16 protein-coding genes and 1 other annotated feature are annotated in these 17,090 nt (G+C 56.6%); of the genes, 12 read left to right on the forward strand and 4 right to left on the reverse strand.

What is annotated here, in order from left to right; all coding sequences use genetic code 11:
• The first annotated feature begins 161 nt into the window (after positions 1–161).
• The 3 genes from ACK2JC_RS25825 to leuS all read left to right on the forward strand — a co-directional run bounded on the left by ACK2JC_RS25825 (position 162) and on the right by leuS (position 3,911).
• On the forward strand, positions 162–440 hold the full coding sequence (locus ACK2JC_RS25825) for an autorepressor SdpR family transcription factor (RefSeq protein ID WP_007712605.1): 279 nt from the start codon (positions 162–164) through the stop codon (positions 438–440).
• Positions 427–1,110, forward strand: coding sequence for an SdpI family protein (locus ACK2JC_RS25830; RefSeq protein WP_092361092.1), 684 nt, complete (start codon positions 427–429; stop codon positions 1,108–1,110). Before ACK2JC_RS25825 ends, ACK2JC_RS25830 begins: the two co-directional genes overlap by 14 nt.
• A gap of 48 nt (positions 1,111–1,158) precedes the next feature.
• Positions 1,159–1,393: a binding site (T-box leader), on the forward strand.
• A 103-nt stretch (positions 1,394–1,496) separates the two neighbouring features.
• Positions 1,497–3,911 (forward strand): leucine--tRNA ligase, encoded by a 2,415-nt coding sequence (leuS, locus tag ACK2JC_RS25835; protein WP_368271482.1) that lies wholly within the window; start codon positions 1,497–1,499, stop codon positions 3,909–3,911.
• Positions 3,912–4,234: 323 nt separating this feature from the next.
• Here leuS and ACK2JC_RS25840 read toward each other — a convergent pair whose 3' ends face one another.
• Positions 4,235–5,143, reverse strand: a complete 909-nt coding sequence (locus tag ACK2JC_RS25840) for a helix-turn-helix domain-containing protein (RefSeq protein WP_368271483.1) — start codon at positions 5,141–5,143, stop codon at positions 4,235–4,237.
• Positions 5,144–5,366: 223 nt separating this feature from the next.
• Between ACK2JC_RS25840 and ACK2JC_RS25845 the strand changes: the two genes are divergently transcribed.
• The 7 genes from ACK2JC_RS25845 (at position 5,367) to ACK2JC_RS25875 (ending at position 14,096) form a co-directional block, all read left to right on the forward strand.
• Entirely contained in the window at positions 5,367–7,550 is a 2,184-nt protein-coding gene (locus tag ACK2JC_RS25845; RefSeq protein WP_368271484.1) for an FAD-dependent oxidoreductase, read from the forward strand.
• A gap of 33 nt (positions 7,551–7,583) precedes the next feature.
• On the forward strand, positions 7,584–8,933 hold the full coding sequence (locus ACK2JC_RS25850) for a sugar ABC transporter substrate-binding protein (protein WP_320936684.1): 1,350 nt from the start codon (positions 7,584–7,586) through the stop codon (positions 8,931–8,933).
• A 16-nt stretch (positions 8,934–8,949) separates the two neighbouring features.
• The gene (locus ACK2JC_RS25855) at positions 8,950–9,840 is read left to right on the forward strand and encodes a carbohydrate ABC transporter permease (RefSeq protein WP_368271485.1); all 891 of its coding nucleotides are present in this window, start codon (positions 8,950–8,952) and stop codon (positions 9,838–9,840) included.
• A gap of 12 nt (positions 9,841–9,852) precedes the next feature.
• Positions 9,853–10,683, forward strand: coding sequence for a carbohydrate ABC transporter permease (locus tag ACK2JC_RS25860; RefSeq protein WP_024734985.1), 831 nt, complete (start codon positions 9,853–9,855; stop codon positions 10,681–10,683).
• Between the two features lie 227 nt (positions 10,684–10,910).
• Positions 10,911–12,227, forward strand: coding sequence for a hypothetical protein (locus ACK2JC_RS25865; RefSeq protein ID WP_368271486.1), 1,317 nt, complete (start codon positions 10,911–10,913; stop codon positions 12,225–12,227).
• A gap of 186 nt (positions 12,228–12,413) precedes the next feature.
• Positions 12,414–13,184, forward strand: a complete 771-nt coding sequence (locus tag ACK2JC_RS25870) for a L,D-transpeptidase (RefSeq protein WP_368271487.1) — start codon at positions 12,414–12,416, stop codon at positions 13,182–13,184.
• Positions 13,185–13,304: 120 nt separating this feature from the next.
• Positions 13,305–14,096 (forward strand): DUF6612 family protein, encoded by a 792-nt coding sequence (locus ACK2JC_RS25875; protein ID WP_092361098.1) that lies wholly within the window; start codon positions 13,305–13,307, stop codon positions 14,094–14,096.
• A gap of 29 nt (positions 14,097–14,125) precedes the next feature.
• Here the strand turns inward: ACK2JC_RS25875 and ACK2JC_RS25880 are convergent, their stop codons facing one another.
• Together ACK2JC_RS25880 and ACK2JC_RS25885 are read right to left on the reverse strand one after the other, a co-directional pair.
• Positions 14,126–14,407, reverse strand: coding sequence for a hypothetical protein (locus ACK2JC_RS25880; RefSeq protein WP_007712547.1), 282 nt, complete (start codon positions 14,405–14,407; stop codon positions 14,126–14,128).
• Positions 14,408–14,515: 108 nt separating this feature from the next.
• Entirely contained in the window at positions 14,516–14,932 is a 417-nt protein-coding gene (locus ACK2JC_RS25885; protein ID WP_024734982.1) for a hypothetical protein, read from the reverse strand.
• Positions 14,933–15,106: 174 nt separating this feature from the next.
• On the opposite strand from ACK2JC_RS25885, the gene ACK2JC_RS25890 reads away from it, so the two are divergent.
• The gene (locus ACK2JC_RS25890) at positions 15,107–15,256 is read left to right on the forward strand and encodes a hypothetical protein (RefSeq protein WP_007712541.1); all 150 of its coding nucleotides are present in this window, start codon (positions 15,107–15,109) and stop codon (positions 15,254–15,256) included.
• Between the two features lie 206 nt (positions 15,257–15,462).
• On the opposite strand, the gene ACK2JC_RS25895 is transcribed toward ACK2JC_RS25890, so the two are convergent.
• Positions 15,463–15,714: a hypothetical protein gene (locus ACK2JC_RS25895; RefSeq protein WP_007712535.1), complete on the reverse strand. Its 252-nt coding sequence runs from the start codon at positions 15,712–15,714 to the stop codon at positions 15,463–15,465.
• 178 nt (positions 15,715–15,892) lie between these two features.
• On the opposite strand from ACK2JC_RS25895, the gene ACK2JC_RS25900 reads away from it, so the two are divergent.
• Positions 15,893–17,074, forward strand: a complete 1,182-nt coding sequence (locus ACK2JC_RS25900; RefSeq protein ID WP_368271488.1) for an alanyl-tRNA editing protein — start codon at positions 15,893–15,895, stop codon at positions 17,072–17,074.
• Positions 17,075–17,090: the final 16 nt, after the last annotated feature.

A 17,090-nucleotide genomic window follows, 5' to 3' on the forward strand; every position in this document is an offset into this window, starting at 1 on the left:
TCTTTTTGAATGCAAGGGGCCGCTGGCGCAGCCTGGGGCGATTACAGTGAAACCCCAGTTATTTCCAGATTGACAGTTCGCCTTCACTGTGGTACAATACGTTTAGATATTTAGAGAAATATCTAAATGATAACCATCAAATGGGAGAAAGGAGGCACTCCATGTCCTTTGCCGATACCTTTAAAGCGCTGTCCGATCCAACCCGCCGGGAGATTTTAAACCTGTTGAAGCAGGAAAAGCTCACGGCCGGGGAGATTGTGGCCCATTTCGACACCACGGGAGCCACCATTTCCCATCATCTGTCCATCCTCAGACACGCCGGATTGATAGATGACAGCAAATCCGGCAAATATATCTATTATGAGCTGAACCTCTCCGTGTTTGAGGAGGTACTGGCCTGGATTCAGGATTTAATGGAGGAAAAACATGAAGAAGATTAGCGGTTCGATCAAAAATATGACATTTTCCGACTGGGTTTACTGGGGAATGGCCCTGGTGCCCTTCGCCATCTCACTGGTCTTTTACAGCAGGCTGCCGGAGCAGGTGCCCACCCACTGGAACGGCGCGGGAGAGGTCAACGGCTACTCCAGCCGGTTGATGGCCTGCTTCGGGATACCGGGCTTTATGCTGCTCATGGCGGTGGTGGTCAATTTCGCCTTTCTGGCGGATCCCAAGCGGGCCAATATCGCCCGTTCCCGGGAGCTGAAGCAGATCACCCGCTGGTTCATCGTGATCCTGGCGGTGCTGGTCCAGTGCATCACCATGCTGTCCGGCGTGGGGGTGGAGCTGAACGTGGGGCTGCTCACCAGCGTGCCGATCTCGATTCTGTTCATTGTCATCGGCAACTACATGCCCAAATGCAAACAGAATTACACCCTGGGAATCAAGCTGCCCTGGACCCTGGCCGACGAGGACAACTGGAACAGGACCCACCGGCTGGCCGGGTACGTGTGGACCCTGGGCGGTCTGGCTATGCTGGCCTTCGGCCTCATGGGGCGCTCCGGCCCGTATTTTGTAATCGTTGTGGCAATTATCCTGATTCCCACAATCTACTCCTATGTCTTGTGGAAACGCTCGGGCGGTGGGGAAAATCATGGGAAAAATCGTTAAGAATACGCATTGACACCCCGCTGCAAATATGTTAAATTTATAGTCAGCATAAATACTGAGACGGGGAGTAGTAGAGGAATTCCGAACTTCAGAGAGCCGGCGGAGGGTGCGAGCCGGTGGGAAGGATTCTTTGAACTGGCCCCTGAGTAGCTTTCCCAAGGGCGATCCAGCCTGCGTAAGAAATGCCGGCCCCTGACCGTTATACAAGGAATCGAGCGCATGCGCCAAACGGCGTGTGAATCAGAGTGGTACCGCGCGGGAGCTTATGTCCTGCGTCTCTAGCAATAGGGGCGCAGGGCTTTTTTCGTACAACGGCCAGCCGGCCGGAAGGAACCGTCCGCCCCCTCACGAAATGTACCAAGCAAGAACAATGGAGGAAGCAAGCTATGGCTACACAGTACAACCACAGCGCCATTGAGAAGAAATGGCGCGAAAACTGGGAAGCGAAGCCCATCAATGTAAATGACGGCAAGAAGGAGAAATACTACTGCCTGGACATGTTCCCCTACCCCTCCGGCAGCGGCCTGCATGTGGGCCACTGGAGAGGTTATGTGATCTCCGACGTCTGGAGCAGATACCAGCTCTTAAAGGGCAAATATGTGATCCATCCCATGGGATGGGACGCCTTCGGCCTGCCGGCTGAGAACTACGCCATCAAGATGGGCGTGCACCCGGCCAAGTCCACGGAGGAGAATATCAAAAACATCAAGCGCCAGATCAAGCAGATCGCGGCGATCTACGACTGGGATATGGAAGTAAACACCACGGACCCCGGGTTCTACAAGTGGACCCAGTGGATTTTCGTGCAGATGTTCAAGAAGGGTCTGGCCTACGAGAAGGAGTTCCCCATCAACTGGTGTCCCTCCTGTAAGACCGGCCTTGCCAACGAGGAAGTGGTAAACGGCTGCTGCGAGCGCTGCGGCACCACGGTGACCAAGAAAAATCTGCGCCAGTGGATGTTAAAGATCACCGCCTACGCGGAGCGCCTGTTAAGCGACCTGGACAAGCTGGACTGGCCGGAGAAGGTCAAGAAGATGCAGACCGACTGGATCGGCAAATCCTACGGCGCGGAGGTGGATTTCCCCATCGACGGCAGGGATGAGAAGATCACCGTCTACACCACCCGCCCCGACACCCTCTACGGAGCCACCTTCATGGTGCTGGCCCCGGAGCACGAGCTGGCAAAGAGCCTGGCCACCGACGAGACCCGCGAGGCGGTGGAGCAGTATATCTTCGACGCTTCCATGCGCTCCAACGTGGACCGCATGCAGGCCAAGGACAAGACCGGCGTGTTCACCGGCAGCTACGCCATCAACCCCTTAAACGGGGCCAAGACGCCCATCTGGCTGTCCGATTACGTGCTGGCTGACTACGGCACCGGCGCGATCATGTGCGTGCCCGCCCACGACGACCGCGACTTCGAGTTCGCCAAGAAGTTCGGCCTGCCCATCGTGCAGGTCATCGCCAAGGACGGCAAGGAAATCGAAAATATGACCGAGGCCTACACCGAGGCCAGCGGCGTGATGATCAATTCCGGCGACTGGAACGGCATGGAGTCCGCGGTATTGAAACAGGAAGCCCCTCACATGATCGAGGAGAAGGGCTTTGGCCACAAGACGGTGAACTACAAGCTGCGCGACTGGGTATTCTCCCGCCAGCGCTACTGGGGCGAGCCGATCCCGATCATCCACTGTCCCAAGTGCGGCTGCGTGCCGGTTCCCGAGGACCAGCTGCCCCTGCGCCTGCCGGATGTGGAGAGCTATCAGCCCACCGGTACCGGCGAGTCCCCGCTGGCTGCCATCGACGAGTGGGTTAACACCACCTGCCCGGTCTGCGGCGCTCCTGCCAAGCGGGAGACCAACACCATGCCCCAGTGGGCCGGTTCCTCCTGGTATTTCCTGCGCTACGTGGACAGCCACAACGACGAGGAGCTGGTGTCCAGGGAGAAGGCGGACAAGTACCTGCCCGTGGACATGTATATCGGAGGCGTGGAGCACGCGGTGCTGCACCTTCTGTACTCCCGGTTCTACACCAAGTTCCTCTGCGACATCGGAGCCATCGACTTTGACGAGCCCTTCAAGAAGCTGTTCAACCAGGGTATGATCACCGGCAAGAACGGCATCAAGATGAGCAAGTCCAAGGGCAACGTGGTGTCCCCGGACGACCTGGTGCGGGACTACGGCTGCGACTCCCTGCGTCTCTACGAGCTGTTCGTGGGACCGCCGGAGCTGGATGCGGAATGGGACGACCGGGGCATCGAGGGCGTTTCCCGCTTCTTAAACCGCTTCTGGAACCTGGTGATGGACAACAAGGATAAGAACGTGGAGCCCACCCGGGAAATGCTCAGGGAGCGCCACAAGCTGGTCTACGATATTGAGCAGCGCTTCAACCAGTTCAGCTTAAACACCGTGATCTCTGGCTTCATGGAGCACAACAACAAGCTGATCGAGATCGCCAAGAAAGAGGGCGGCATCGACAAAGAGACCTTAAAAACCTTCGTGATCCTGCTTGCTCCCTTCGCGCCCCACATCGGCGAGGAGCTGTGGCAGCAGCTGGGCGGCACGGACACCGTGTTCCACGCCCAGTGGCCGGAATTCGACGAGGAGGCCATGAAGGAGGACGAGATTGAGGTCGCCGTACAGGTCAACGGCAAGACCAGAACCGTGATCAGCGTGGCAGCCGATATCGCCAAGGAGGACGCCATCGCCGCGGGTAAGGCGGCTGTTGCCGACAAGCTGACCGGGAACATTGTGAAGGAAATCTATGTTCCGGGGCGGATTATCAATATTGTGTGCAAATAATGGGAAACCATTGACCGCGGGCTGCGCCCGGGGCACAATCGAGACGAGAACAATGGGCCGCAGGCTCTGCCCGCAGCCCATTGCATTTAACAAAAGCCGCTGTACGGCCGGAGGAATCCGGGCCGTGCAGCGGCTTTTTGCGGGTAAATGGGGGAGCGGTTAAATGGGTGATCGGATAAAGGGATGATCAGTTAAATGGGGGATCAGGTAAACGGGCGATTGGGGGTGTCCGCAGGGCCTCCGTCTCTGGCGGACGGCGGCGGTGGCGGTGGCGGACTACGGTGGCGGCAGACGGTGCAGCATACGGCGATGGCGGCAATTCATCAGTCCTGCACCCCCTGCTTCCGGAACCGCCTGCGGTACTCTGTGGGCGGGATGCCCATCAGCTGGGTAAAGACCCTGGAGTAATAGTTGGGATCGCAGAAGCCCACGCTCAGGGCAATGTCCGCAATGGAGGTCTGGGAGCCCACCAGGAAGTCCTTGGAAGCTTCCACCCGCACCTTGTTGATGTAGGAATTGATGTTTAAGTGAAACCGTTTCCGGAAAATGTGGCTGATGTGGGACTCGCTGCAATGGCAGAAGCCTGCCAGCTCCGAGACCCGGATCTGCTCGGTGAAATTCTGCCGGATGTACTCCGAGGCGTGGGACAGGATCGTGTCCTCGTTGGAGCTTCGCCGCCGCATGGAGGCGTCGTGGGTGTCTTTGATGGTGTCGTAGGTCATGGAGAGATACTCCGCGATCAGCTCCATGGTGGGGATGAGCACCTCCGGGGAGATCGTGGGCGGCGTGAAGCTCTTGCGGTAAAGCCGGACGGCCTCCTCCTCGGAGAGAAGCTCAGACTGGGCGCACACGTGGTGAATCCGGTTGAGCGCCAGGGCATCGTACCCGCCGAAGAATCCGATATTGATGGTTCCGATAATAAAGTCTCCGTTGATGATGGGAGTCACGTACTCGCAGAGTCCGGCGTGGCACATGCCGAAAAATGTGCAGCGGTCCTTTCGGAACCGGTTGTTCATCTTCCGGATCATGGTCAGGCATTTGTGATAGATATGACGGTCGGACTTGATGTACATACAAAATGCGTTGGCGTGGGTGAGAAAGGGCTGGAGCGCTTCGTCCAGCTCCCGGTTCACCGGGATAAACCCCGAGTAATCCTTGATACAGATGGAAATATTGTATTCTTTCTCCGCAAATGCGAGATAGTTCGCGATCTTCTGATAATGACAATTCATGGAAATCCCCTTCCGGTCCGGCACAAATGTGGATTAGATTGCAGAATAATCCAGAAATAGAGCAGGATATTTAATGCACAACGGATTTATAATTGTTACTATATAGAAAAGATAGCAAAAAACACAAAAAAGTGCAAGCGCAAATCAGAAATACTATAAATAATTCCGATATACAGAAATATTTAAAAGTATTATTCTGTAAAAAACACAGGGGGATTTTGCGGTGACGGAACGGGTAGAGGCAGAGGTAGTAGTAGCAGGCGGAGGGCCGGGCGGGATATGCGCCGCGCTGGCGGCCGCAAGGCTGGGAAAGAAAACGGTCCTTGCAACGGACCGGCCGGTGCTGGGCGGCAATTCCAGCAGCGAGATACGGGTATGGACGAGAGGCGCCACAGGGGCGGGGAATCTTTACGGCGAGGAGATGGGGATTTGGGGAGAATTAAAGCTCCGCAATCTCTATCTGAATCAGGAAGGCAATCCGGTGTTCTGGGACGACGTGCTCCTGGAACAGGTCTTATCCGAGCCCAATCTGAAGCTGTATTTGAATACGCACATTAGCGGGATGGAGACGGACGGCCAGGGCCGGATCGCCTGGGTGTCGGGGTTTCAGATGATGACGGAAAAGGAGCTGCGGTTTGAGGGCGCGTATTACATCGACGCCACCGGGGACGGTTCCCTGGGAGCCATGGCCGGGCTGCCCTACCGGATGGGCAAGGAGAGCAGAGACACCTACGGGGAGTCCTTTGCGCCGGTGGAGGAGGAGCGCACCACCTTTGGGAGCACGCTGTTTTTCTTCACCAAGAGGGAAGACCATCCGGTTTCCTACATCGCCCCTGACTATGCTTATCCCCGGGAAACCATCGAGGAGCTGCTGGGAAAGGGCGGCCGGATCGCCAATGAGAAGATGGACGGCTGCGACTACTGGTGGTTTGAGACCGGAGGAATGGCGGACACCATCCGTGAGGCCCAGGAGATTGGTCTGGAACTGAAGCGGTTTACGGCCGGTGTCTGGGACTATATCAAAAACAGCGGACGCTATGACGCGGACTGTCTGACCCTCAGCTGGGAGGGAAACATGCCGGGCAAGCGGGAGAGCCGGCGCTTTATCACGAAAAAAATATTGACCCAGCAGGATATTCTGGAGCACAGAGCGTTTGAGGACGGCGCGTTCTACGGCGGGTGGTACCTGGATTTTCACCCGTCCCACGGATTTAAGACGGAGGAGGACAACTGTACGCAGATTCCGGTTCAGGTGTACGCTGTTCCCCTGGGCTGCCTTTATCCAACCTGCGATTCCAACCTGCTGTTTGCGGGCAGGGACATCGGCGTGAGCCATGTGGCGTTCGCCTCCACGCGGATTATGAATACCTGCGCTCTGTCCGGCCAGGCGGCCGGTACGCTGGCGGCACGGTGCATCGAGCTGGGGAAGCGGCCGGGGGATCTGGCAGCGGAAGAGATTCAGGGAGTTCAGCAGACCCTTTTGAGAAACGATATGATGATCCCTGGAATCCGGTACCATGAGGAGGGGGATCTGGCGCAGGAAGCCATTGTTTCCTCCTCCGGCGCGGAGTGCCGGGGAGCACTTGGGGAGACGGGAACATTTTCCTTGTCGGACGGCGGAATTTTGGTGTTTCCCCGGCGGGCGGCGGGGACGGAGTTCCTGGTGGAGAGCGGACAAACCACAGAGGTCTCCTACCAGTGCTATCGGAGCGACGTGCCTTCCAGGCTGGCTCTGGGCAGCCGTTTGGGAACCATGAAAACCGTGATCCCGGAGGGGAAAAGCTGGATCAGCTTTCCGATTCCGGAGGGGGTTGCGGACGGCTTTATTACCCTGGAGTTTTCCGGAAACCAGTCCGTGTCCTTTGTGACCGGGGAGGAGCAGCTGACCGGGTTTTTGCTGGGGCGGGAGGACAGCCCCCAATACTGCTACCCCTGCCTGAAGCTGCCGGATGACTGCGGACTTTACGGCGAGTCCAACGTGGTGAACGGCTACAACCGCCCGTGGAGAGAGCCGGGGTCCTGGATATCCGGGCCGGCGTTTGGGGAGGGCGGGGAATTTCCGTGGATCAGACTGGATTTTCAGGAGCCCAGGACTGTCAGGGAGATTCTTGTATTCTTCAATCCGGACCTGTCCAGAGAGCTGAATTCCTCCAGAGCCTCCATGTGGGACGACCACCATAAATTCCTTCCGCGGACCGGCATGCCGCCGGAGCTTGTAAAGAGCGCGGTGATCTATGGAATCCTGCCGGACGGAAGCAGGAGAGAGATAGCGGTTCTTGAGGACAACTGGAACAGAACCTGGAGGGCTCTGCCTCAGGACGGTATTACGGTGACGGGGCTGACCCTGGAAATCCGCGGTACATACGGAGCCAGGCGGGCCGAGGTCTTTGAAATTTGTGTGTATTAGCAATTCTATTATCATATAAAGAGGAGGATTACCATGAAAAAAAGAAGAACATTGGCCGTCGTGCTGGCGGCAGCGATGACAGCGGGAATGCTGGTTGGATGCACGGGGGGTGGGGTAAAAACCGAGCAGACGGCGGCTCCCACAGCTGAGACAGCCAAGCAGGAGGAGAAGACGGAAGCGGAGAGTGGCGCCACCGAGGCGGCAAAAGAAGCGGAGAATATCGTCTGGGCCGGATGGTCCGGCGAGGAGGAGGCCTCCAAGGATATTTTCCAGCGGATGATGGACACGTACCGGAAGGATACGGGAAATGAAGTGACATGGGTGGGCTGGACCTGGGCCGACACGGCGCAGCAGCTGCTGATCCGTACCCAGGGCGGCGAGCAGCTGGATATTGCCCAGGTGGATATCGGAATTTTCAACACCGTGGCCAACGCAGGGGTGCTTGCGGATTTGAACGAGGTGATGGGCGCGGACTACCTCAAGGAGAATTTCCAGGAGTCCGCCCTGGCTGTGGGAAATATCGACGGAAAGCAGTATGGGATGCCCTGGAGCATGGCCAGCATCAGCATGGTCTACAACCCCACCATTTTAAAGGAAGCGGGCTGGGAGAGCGTGCCGGCGACCATGGAGGAGTTTGAGAAGTGCCTTGCGGACGTGAAGGCTCTGGGCGGCGATGTGATTCCCTATGCGGTTTCCACCAAGGACGCTACCTGCGCGGGAGATTTCATGCCGTGGCTGTGGACCTTCGGCGGATCCCTGTTTAACGAGGACGGCAGCGTTGCGGTGGACAGCGAGGCGGCGGTGTCCTGCGTGAAATGGTATCAGGATATGTTGTCAAAGGGTTATATCGCCATGGATACCGGGCGGGGCGAGGCCAGACAGCTGTTTGCCCAGGGTAAGGTGGCATTCTACGACGACGCGGTAGTTGCAAAGGGCCAGGCGGTGAGCAACGGCGTGTCCCCGGACGATGTGATAAAGGTGTGTTCCGCCATGGAGCGCCCGGTGTTAAAGGAGGGAGACCAGCCGCAGAGCACCATGTGGGGCCACATGCTGGTGATCTTTAAGGATTCCGAACACAAGGAGGCTGCGACCGAGCTGGCCAAGACGCTGGTGAGCGACGAGATCGCAATGGATTATTTCAAGAACAACGGCATGCCTCCGGTGACCAAGTCTGCGATGGAAAAGGATGAGGTTAAAAACGACGCGTATCTCAACGGCTTTATCAAGTCCACGGCAACGGCCAGGCTGGAGGAGACGGCGCGTATGACCAACGCCAGCGAGGTGAAATCCATTGTCACGGAAGAACTTCAGTATGCGCTTCTGGGTCAGAAGAGCGCGGAGCAGGCGGTAGCGGATATGGCGGCGCGGTTAAATTCACTGTAGGATTCAGGAGGTTCGTATGAAACAGGGAAAAACGGGCATTCGCCTCACCAACGGCCAGGTGGGATTTCTGCTGGTAGTGCCGGGCCTGGCGATATTTGCGGGGATTATACTCTATCCCTTTATCAGCGCGATTATCATGTCCTTCACGGACAGGACCATGCTGTCGCCGGAATACCAGTATATCGGGCTGCAGAATTACCGGAAGGTGTTCGCGGATCCGTATTTCATGAAAACAGTGCGAACCACGGTGGTGTTTGTGATCTTTTCGACGCTGCTCCCGTTTACCCTCGGATTCATCTGGGCCATCCTGTTAAACCAGGGTTTTAAAGGTTCTGAGTTTCTGCGGGGCGTGACGCTGGTGAACTGGATTATCCCCGGCACGGCCATCGGATTTCTCTGGAGCTGGATTTTTAACGGCCAGTACGGCGTTTTAAACGGCCTGCTCATGAAGCTGGGGGTGCTGGAGGCCGGAATCCCCTGGCTGGGGCAGACCGGCACGGCGCTGGCCTGTGTGGTGATCGCCAGAACCTGGCAGATGCTGCCGTGGTACATGGCGTTCCTGCTGGGCGGTCTGCAGGGCGTTTCCCTGGAACAGGTGGGGGCGGCCAGAGTGGACGGGGCCAACAACTGGCAGGTTTTCTGGTATATGGTTCTGCCGTCCATGAAGACGATTGCGTTTCTGGTGCTGATTCTGGGCACAATCGGAAACCTGCAGCATTTTGACCTGCCCTGGACCATGGTTCAGGGCGGGCCGGCCAGGGCCACCACCACGCTGTCCATCGAGGTGTACACCACGGCGTTTAAGAACTGGAATATGGGCAAGGCGGCCACCATCGGAACCATCTGGGCCGTGCTGCTGGCGCTGTTTTCCTTTGTTTACCTGCGCCAGGTCAATGAAGCGGAATAGGAGGGGAAGGATATGTTTCGAAAGACACCGGGATTTCGCGTATTTTTCTGGATTTTTACGGTCACAATCGGAGGATTTATCTTTCTTCCCCTGCTGTGGATGATCAACACCGCGCTGAAGCCCGCGGCGGAGACGTTCACACTGGACTTCTTCACGGGCACAAAAACGATGGAGAATTTCGCCCATATCGTGACGGACGGGAAAATCATGCGCTATCTGCGCAACAGCCTGCTGGTCTCCTTCGGCAGCAGCCTGATGGCGACCATTGTCTGCGCGTTTGCGGCATACAGCTTCTCCAAGTTCCGCTATCGGGGCAGGAAGCTGGTGATGGGGCTGTTTATGATGAGCCAGGCGTTTCCCCAGGCGATCCTGCTGCTGTCCATTTACGTGCTCATGCAGAAGACCGGGCTTTTGGGCAGCTACTGGGCGCTTCTCATCTCCTACGTGGTATTCACGCTTCCGGTGGGTACCTGGACGCTCAAATCCTATTTCGACCAGCTGCCGGACTCCCTGATTGAGAGCGCCAGAATCGACGGGGCGGGGAACTTAAAGATTATGTTTCAGATCGTGTTCCCGATCACGGTTCCGGGTATGATATCCATTGCGATTTACGGATTTGTGTGGAGCTGGAACGACCTGCTCTACTCCATGACCCTGGTGACGGACGCTACAAAGCGGACCCTGGCTTCCGGTCTGGTCATGACCTTTCTGGGGGAGGCTTCCACCAACTGGGGCTATATGATGGCGGCCAGCATTGTGGCGGCGATCCCGGTGACCATTGTGTTTGTGTTCCTGCAGCGGTATTTTATCCAGGGGCTGACCGCGGGAGCGGTGAAAGGCTAGCGTTTGTCTGAACATTTATAGCGGCTTAAGTTTCAGGAGATTTCCGGCGATCCGGTCAGGATTTGCGGAGATCTCCTTTATTTTTGTGTAATGGACCGCTGACACAGCCTGCGGGCGGTTATATTGTGGGCAAAACCGGGAAAATGTAAGAAAAAAGAAATAAATGAGTCCGGCCCGGACGCTATAATACAGGTAAGTACAAATGAAAATGGGAGGAAATGGGTGATATGAGACGAAGAAGCAGACTGTTCGGAACAGAAGGGGTGGACCGGGGGAGAGACTTTAAGCGGATTTGGCTGGCCGCGGCTCTGTGCGCGCTGGCTGTTTCCGCTGCGGGCTGCGGCAGCAGCGGGAAGGGCGGGGAAGATCAGGAGGTAGCCTGGGAGACCCGGGAGAAGGACGGCGAGGAAGAGGCGGGGAACGCATCGGATGCGTCCAATGAAACGGGGGAACGCGAAGGGAAGGAATCCGGCGAAAACGGTGGTGAAGGGCAGTCCGCGGAAGGAGAAACCGCGGGGGGAAAAACCGGGGCGGAAAACTCTGCTGCAGGGAAAAATGCGGGCGGCGAAAACGCGGATGGAGCCGCCGCGGCACGGGAAAACGCGGCGTCCGGCGATGGAACCCCGGCCGCCGGTGCAGCGGATTTGGAATATCCCTTCACGGAACGGGTCGACGCCTCCAAGGTGGAGGACATGGTGAAGCAGGTCAGGGCGTCCTGGACCAGAGACCGGGAAGCCATGGATGCGGGCCGGTACGACAAGCGCTCGGAGAGCACCATGGATGTATACGATTACAATGGGGAGATCGTGATGATCGAGGTTGGGATCAGAAATGAGAACAATCCCTATTCAGCAACCTATGAGTTTGAGGATGGAAAGCTGATTTTCGCCTACTATGTGGGGGAAGGCCGCGAATACCGGTTGTATTACCACAACGATTCCATGTTCCGCCTGAATACGCAGGTGGATGGAAAGCAGACGATCAAAGATGCCGCCTATGAGGATGAGGAATTTATCCAGTGGCACAAGATGGGGCTGTACAATGCGTATCTCTTGTATCAGGTGGCAGAAGGAGGTATTGCAGCGGATTCCTCCGCGCCGGTGAAGGAAGCGGATTTCAGGTTCCGGTCCCCCTACCGGGAGGCCCTCGGAAACACCGAGGCGTATCTCATCGACACCTTCGGGGACCCGGACGATTTCTATTACGGGGAGCAGGGTGAGGTGACGGATACCAACTGGTACACCTACCAGAATCCGTTCTGTTTCTTTGACCTGCGCCGCTCCGCCGATTCAGTGCGCTGCCTGATCAGCAATGCGGGCACGGTGTTTGAGATGTCCAGGGATTCCTATACTCTGGACGAGGTGGAGGCGTATCTGGGGACCACAGGCGGCAGCACCTATGAGGGGGAGAGCGTGGAGGGATCCTTCTCGGAGACGGGAGATTTGGTGTTTGGGTGCAATGACGGCACGTTTTACTATGACTTTATTCTGGAAAACGGCAGGGTGACAAGGGACAGCCGCTGCGAGATCGTCTTTGCGCAGTAGGAAGGGCGGAGCGGCGAATTGTATCAATCCCCGGCACACGTCCATTTTCCAAAAAACGTAAGAAAAAAGAAATACATAGAAGGTCCATAAACGTTATAATGATCAGAGAAACAAGGCGCCGCCGGGGCTGGCGGAGGCCGGGGACAACCGAAACCATAGAATGATACAAAAACGAGGGAATGTCAAATGAAACGGAACATTTATAAAACCGCCGTCGGGGCGGTTCTGCTGGCGCTCAGCATGGCAATGACAAGTTTTGGCGCGGGTCAGGCCGCCCGGGAGGCGGAGAATTCGGCCGCCAAGGGGCCGGGAATCGCAGAGCCAGCGCCGGCCGGAAACCCTGTGGAAAACGGGGAGATTATCCCGGAAAACCTGGGAGCGGCAGGGGAAGCGGACCAGATGGTGGTGGTGGTCGGCACCGGCGGCTGCAACGCGGACGTGTCGTATTACCGGAAGGACGAGAGTGGGGCGTGGCAGCTGGCCTGGAAGGAAGCGGGAATTGTGGGCCGGGGCGGCATCACGGATGAGAAGCGGGAAGGGGACGGCAAGACGCCGGAGGGAACCTACCGGTTTACCATACCCTTTGGCTTAAAGGACGATCCGGGCGCGAAATTACCCTATCACAAGGTGCGCCAGGGCGACTTTTGGGTGGACGATTCTCAGAGCGCCCACTACAACCGGCTGGTGAACACGTCGGAGACAGCCAAGGACTGGAACTCGGCGGAGAACCTGGCCACGTCCTACACGGTCTACAATTATGCGCTGGCACTGAATTATAACGAGGAGTGTGTTCCAGGCCAGGGCTCGGCTATTTTTCTGCACTGTTTTACCGCCAACCCGGACAACGGCTCCGCGGGCTGTATCCGCCTTCCCGAGGAGCGGGCCAAAGAACTGGTGATGTCCGCCACAGAGCAGACCCGGATTATCATCGCCAGAGACTTAGAACATCTGCGCTAAAATGAGAAATTATGGAAATAGTAAGACTTTGTTAAGAAAAAGTCATTGCTAAATATCCGTTTATGTCGTATCATGGTAACACAGTATTAACCCATATAAAAAGTTTAATGGAGGAAAAAGATGAGAAAAAGTGTGAAGCGCGCTGCCATTATCGCAGTGAGCGCCCTGTTGGCGATGTCTATGGCCGGCTGTGCGAAGAAGAAGGATCCCAAGGAGCTGTACACTGAGGCGATCAAGAAGAACCAGGAGCTGTCCAGCATGGATATGTCCTCTGTGGTGAAGATGACCATGAGCCAGGGCGAGGAGACCATCGATGTGGATGTGGATATGGACATTCAGATGGCGGATGTGAATACGGATAAGATGAAGTATGTTGCCAAGGGCTCCACCTCCCTGATGGGCCAGTCCATTGAGACCAGCATGTTCTACACCGACGGCTACTACTACATGGATATGATGGGCCAGAAGATGAAGTACGCCATGGACATGGATAAGCTGATGGAGCAGGTAAAGCAGACTACGGACAATGGAAACTTAAACGTTGAGTACATGAAGGACATCCAGGCCAAGAAGGATGGAGATACCACCATCCTGACCTTCTCCGCAGATCCGGCGAAGATGGATTCCTACATGAAGGAAATGATGGAGTCCATGGGAGGCATGATGCCGGGTATGGATACGGCTCAGTTCACCATCAAAACCGTGGAGGGCGATCTGACTCTGAACAAAGAAGGCTATTACACCAACATGAAGATGACCATGGACATGGATATGACCATGCAGGGAGAGACCATCGGCCTGAAGATGGAGATGACCGCAGAGGTTCACGATCCGGGCAAGACCGTTGAGGTGACGCTGCCGGATACCGAGGGGTATCAGGAGATCGATCCGTCTTTGCTGAACGTGGGATAAGACGATAAAGAATGGCAGGGAGCGCTGTATCAGCGCGGCCCTGCCATTTTTTTTGACAACATTTTCAGAATATCCAGCTTTTTCTTCTCCTCCGGCGCCATGCCTGAAGTGAGGATGGAAACGATCAGATTTGTCTCCTTGTCGTTGAATTGAAGGCCGCGCTGTTTGGCCTCCATGTTCATGGCCATAAACGCCTGCATGAGCTGATTCTTTTCCGTGTGCTGGACCCGGTCGGCAAAATGCTCCAGGAGCTTGATTTTTTCCGGGTTCATCGCTTTTAAGCGGGGATCTCTCTTCCAATCTGCTTCCATAGGTTATGTAATTCCTTTCTTCTATAAAAATTGTGTCCGGGGTATGCCGTCCTGGGCAGTGCGGGAGCGGCTGCCGGGAAAACAGTGAGGTTTTAAGCCCTATGCGCTTTACGGCATAGCCTGAAACGCCTGCATCAACATCTGCATGGTTTCAAAGCGGGACTGCTGTTCCGGGCTGAGAAGGCGCATGAGCTGATCCATAGGCGTGTGTCCGTCCATAAAGCTCTCGGCCATGTCGATCATCTCGCGCTCGGAGGGGTTTCCGTAGGGGCGTATGGCTTTCAGCATATCCCGCATGGAGCCCGGCTTTTCCTGGCGGTCCAGGGAGCAGATGCCCATGGAGGCCACTTCCTCGTCTTTGAACAGATCGTAGGTGCGCTTTAACTCCTGAAATTTCACCATCAGGGAGAGCGTTTTCTGTTCCGGTACATTTAAGAACGGCAGCGCCGCCTTCATCATCTGCAGGTGGTGGTCGCCGACCAGGTAATCCAGGTCCGTGAGTTTATAATCGTCAGATGGGTTCATTGTTTTTCCACCGGCCTTTCAAGATCCTTTGCTCCTAATATATGATCCGCCGCCGGAATTCATGCGGGGTTTCTGAAAATAAGCGCAAGGGTTGGTATTTTGCATATATTATGGTAGGGCGGGACGCCCGTCGTACCGCCTCTATGAGAACGGACAAGAGGAGATGAACACACCATGTGGTACAGGTTAGTGATAGATGACAATACGGTGTATGAGATCGACGACGAATGCGTCAGCCGCAAGCAGGGCAAGAAGGGAAACGGCGGGAAATGCAGCCCCTGCCCGGAAGTCCCCGGCTGCAGGCGCGGGAGCCGAGAATCATAACAAGGGTTGCCGGTTTTGGGGAGGCGTTTTGCCTCCCCTGTTTCAGGCGGCGAAAAAGGCCGCTTTCCGGTAGGGAAAACAGCCTTCTGTTTGAATGCAATGGACCGCTGGCACAGCCTGCGGGCGATTGCCTGAATTGCTGTGAGACAGGCGGCGGAGGGGCCGCCGCCTGTTTGGAGCGCAGAGCGCGCTCCGCCGACTGTACATTAGCAGCAGAAGCCGCCGCCGTTGCCGCCACAGCAGCAGCACAGGATCAGGATCCAGATCAGATCAAATCCGCAGCCGCCACCGCCGCCGCAACCACATCCGCAGTTGTTATGTTCAAAACATCCACCATTGCCGCCGCCACAGCAGCAGCACAGGATCAGGATCAGGAAGATCATATTGCACCCGCTTCCTCCGTTTCCACACCCGCATCCACAATCACAACCGCAGTTTGTTGCCGCTACATCACTCATTATTAGTTCCTCCATCATCAATGTTTGATTACACTGCATCATATGACCCCCAGCTTGCCAGAGTTTCTATGTTTTGTAAAAATTTTAGAAAGTTTTTCTTGGTACGGGCCGTCTTCTGTAGTATAATAGGAGCATTTAGCGGGAGCTTATGAAATTTACGGATAAAGGAGCAGTAACCATGGACAAGTCACGCCTGTATTATCAGCTGCCATACGTCAAGTCATTTATGTGCACGGTGGAGGAGTGCCGCCCCGGCAAGGACGGCACCTGGATGGTCGCCTTAAACCAGACCGGTTTTTACCCGGAGGGAGGCGGACAGCCCTCGGACACCGGCACCCTGGACGGCGTTTTGGTGCGCTACGTCTGCGAGAAGGACGGGAAGGTCTGGCATCAGGTGGAGGCGCCCCTGGAGCCGGGCCGCCTGGCGGAGGGCGTTATCGACTGGGAGCGGCGTTACGACCATATGCAGCACCACACGGGGGAACACATTCTGTCCGGTCTGATTCACCGCCGTTACGGCTACGACAACGTGGGATTTCACATGGGAAAGGATGAGGTGACCATCGATTTCAACGGCCTTCTGCCCATGGAACAGCTGGAGGAGCTGGAGGATATGGCCAACGGGGTGATCTGGGACAACGTTCCGGTGGAGGAGCATTTCCCCACGCCACAGCAGCTTGAGGACCTGGACTACCGGAGCAAAAAAGAGCTGACCGGCCAGGTGCGGATCATCAACATTCCCGGCGGCGATACCTGCGCCTGCTGCGGAACCCATGTTACAAACACCGGAGAGGTGGGTATAATCAAAGTGACGGGCATGATCCACTACAAGGGAGGCGTGCGCATCTCCATCCTCTGCGGGCGCAAGGCGCTGTTGGACTACCGACGCCGGGTGAACGTGGACACCAGGATTTCCAACCTGCTGTCGGCCAAGCCTCAGGCCATCGGGGAAGCGGTGGAGAAGCTGAAGGCCGACGGGCAGGAGCGGGAGGCTGTGATCGGCGGCCTCTACCAGAAATTGTTTGCCTTTAAAACGGCGGCCTGCCCTGAGAGCGGCAGTCCCCTGGTCTGCTTTGAGGAGGGTCTTGCGCCCATGCGGGTACGCCAGCTGTGCACTCTGCTCTATGAGCAGAACAAGGGCAATGTGGTGCTGGTGTGTTCCGGAACGGACGAGGCGGGAGAATACGCCTACGCCCTGGGCAGCGCCCGGGCGGATATGAGGCCCTTGAGCAGGGCGCTGAACGGATGTCTGGCGGGCCGCGGAGGCGGCAGCGCGCTGATGGCCCAGGGAACCTTCCGGGCGGATGCAGAATCGATCCGGCAGGCATTTCTCGCGGAGGCGGGAAAGCTGCCGATATGAGAAAAGAGGAGTGCGG

This window comes from Enterocloster lavalensis (genome assembly GCF_046603895.1).
In the GTDB taxonomy this organism is placed as follows: Bacteria; Bacillota; Clostridia; order Lachnospirales; family Lachnospiraceae; genus Enterocloster; species Enterocloster lavalensis.

Bases quoted from the DNA above. Each gene is read 5' to 3' on its own strand.
- ACK2JC_RS25825 (WP_007712605.1), top strand. From the start codon at position 162: ATGTCCTTTGCCGATACCTTTAAAGCGCTGTCCGATCCAACCCGCCGG.
- ACK2JC_RS25830 (WP_092361092.1), top strand. From the start codon at position 427: ATGAAGAAGATTAGCGGTTCGATCAAAAATATGACATTTTCCGACTGG.
- leuS (WP_368271482.1), top strand. From the start codon at position 1,497: ATGGCTACACAGTACAACCACAGCGCCATTGAGAAGAAATGGCGCGAA.
- ACK2JC_RS25840 (WP_368271483.1), bottom strand. From the start codon at position 5,143: ATGAATTGTCATTATCAGAAGATCGCGAACTATCTCGCATTTGCGGAG.
- ACK2JC_RS25850 (WP_320936684.1), top strand. From the start codon at position 7,584: ATGAAAAAAAGAAGAACATTGGCCGTCGTGCTGGCGGCAGCGATGACA.
- ACK2JC_RS25855 (WP_368271485.1), top strand. From the start codon at position 8,950: ATGAAACAGGGAAAAACGGGCATTCGCCTCACCAACGGCCAGGTGGGA.
- ACK2JC_RS25860 (WP_024734985.1), top strand. From the start codon at position 9,853: ATGTTTCGAAAGACACCGGGATTTCGCGTATTTTTCTGGATTTTTACG.
- ACK2JC_RS25865 (WP_368271486.1), top strand. From the start codon at position 10,911: ATGAGACGAAGAAGCAGACTGTTCGGAACAGAAGGGGTGGACCGGGGG.
- ACK2JC_RS25870 (WP_368271487.1), top strand. From the start codon at position 12,414: ATGAAACGGAACATTTATAAAACCGCCGTCGGGGCGGTTCTGCTGGCG.
- ACK2JC_RS25875 (WP_092361098.1), top strand. From the start codon at position 13,305: ATGAGAAAAAGTGTGAAGCGCGCTGCCATTATCGCAGTGAGCGCCCTG.
- ACK2JC_RS25880 (WP_007712547.1), bottom strand. From the start codon at position 14,407: ATGGAAGCAGATTGGAAGAGAGATCCCCGCTTAAAAGCGATGAACCCG.
- ACK2JC_RS25885 (WP_024734982.1), bottom strand. From the start codon at position 14,932: ATGAACCCATCTGACGATTATAAACTCACGGACCTGGATTACCTGGTC.
- ACK2JC_RS25890 (WP_007712541.1), top strand. From the start codon at position 15,107: ATGTGGTACAGGTTAGTGATAGATGACAATACGGTGTATGAGATCGAC.
- ACK2JC_RS25895 (WP_007712535.1), bottom strand. From the start codon at position 15,714: ATGAGTGATGTAGCGGCAACAAACTGCGGTTGTGATTGTGGATGCGGG.
- ACK2JC_RS25900 (WP_368271488.1), top strand. From the start codon at position 15,893: ATGGACAAGTCACGCCTGTATTATCAGCTGCCATACGTCAAGTCATTT.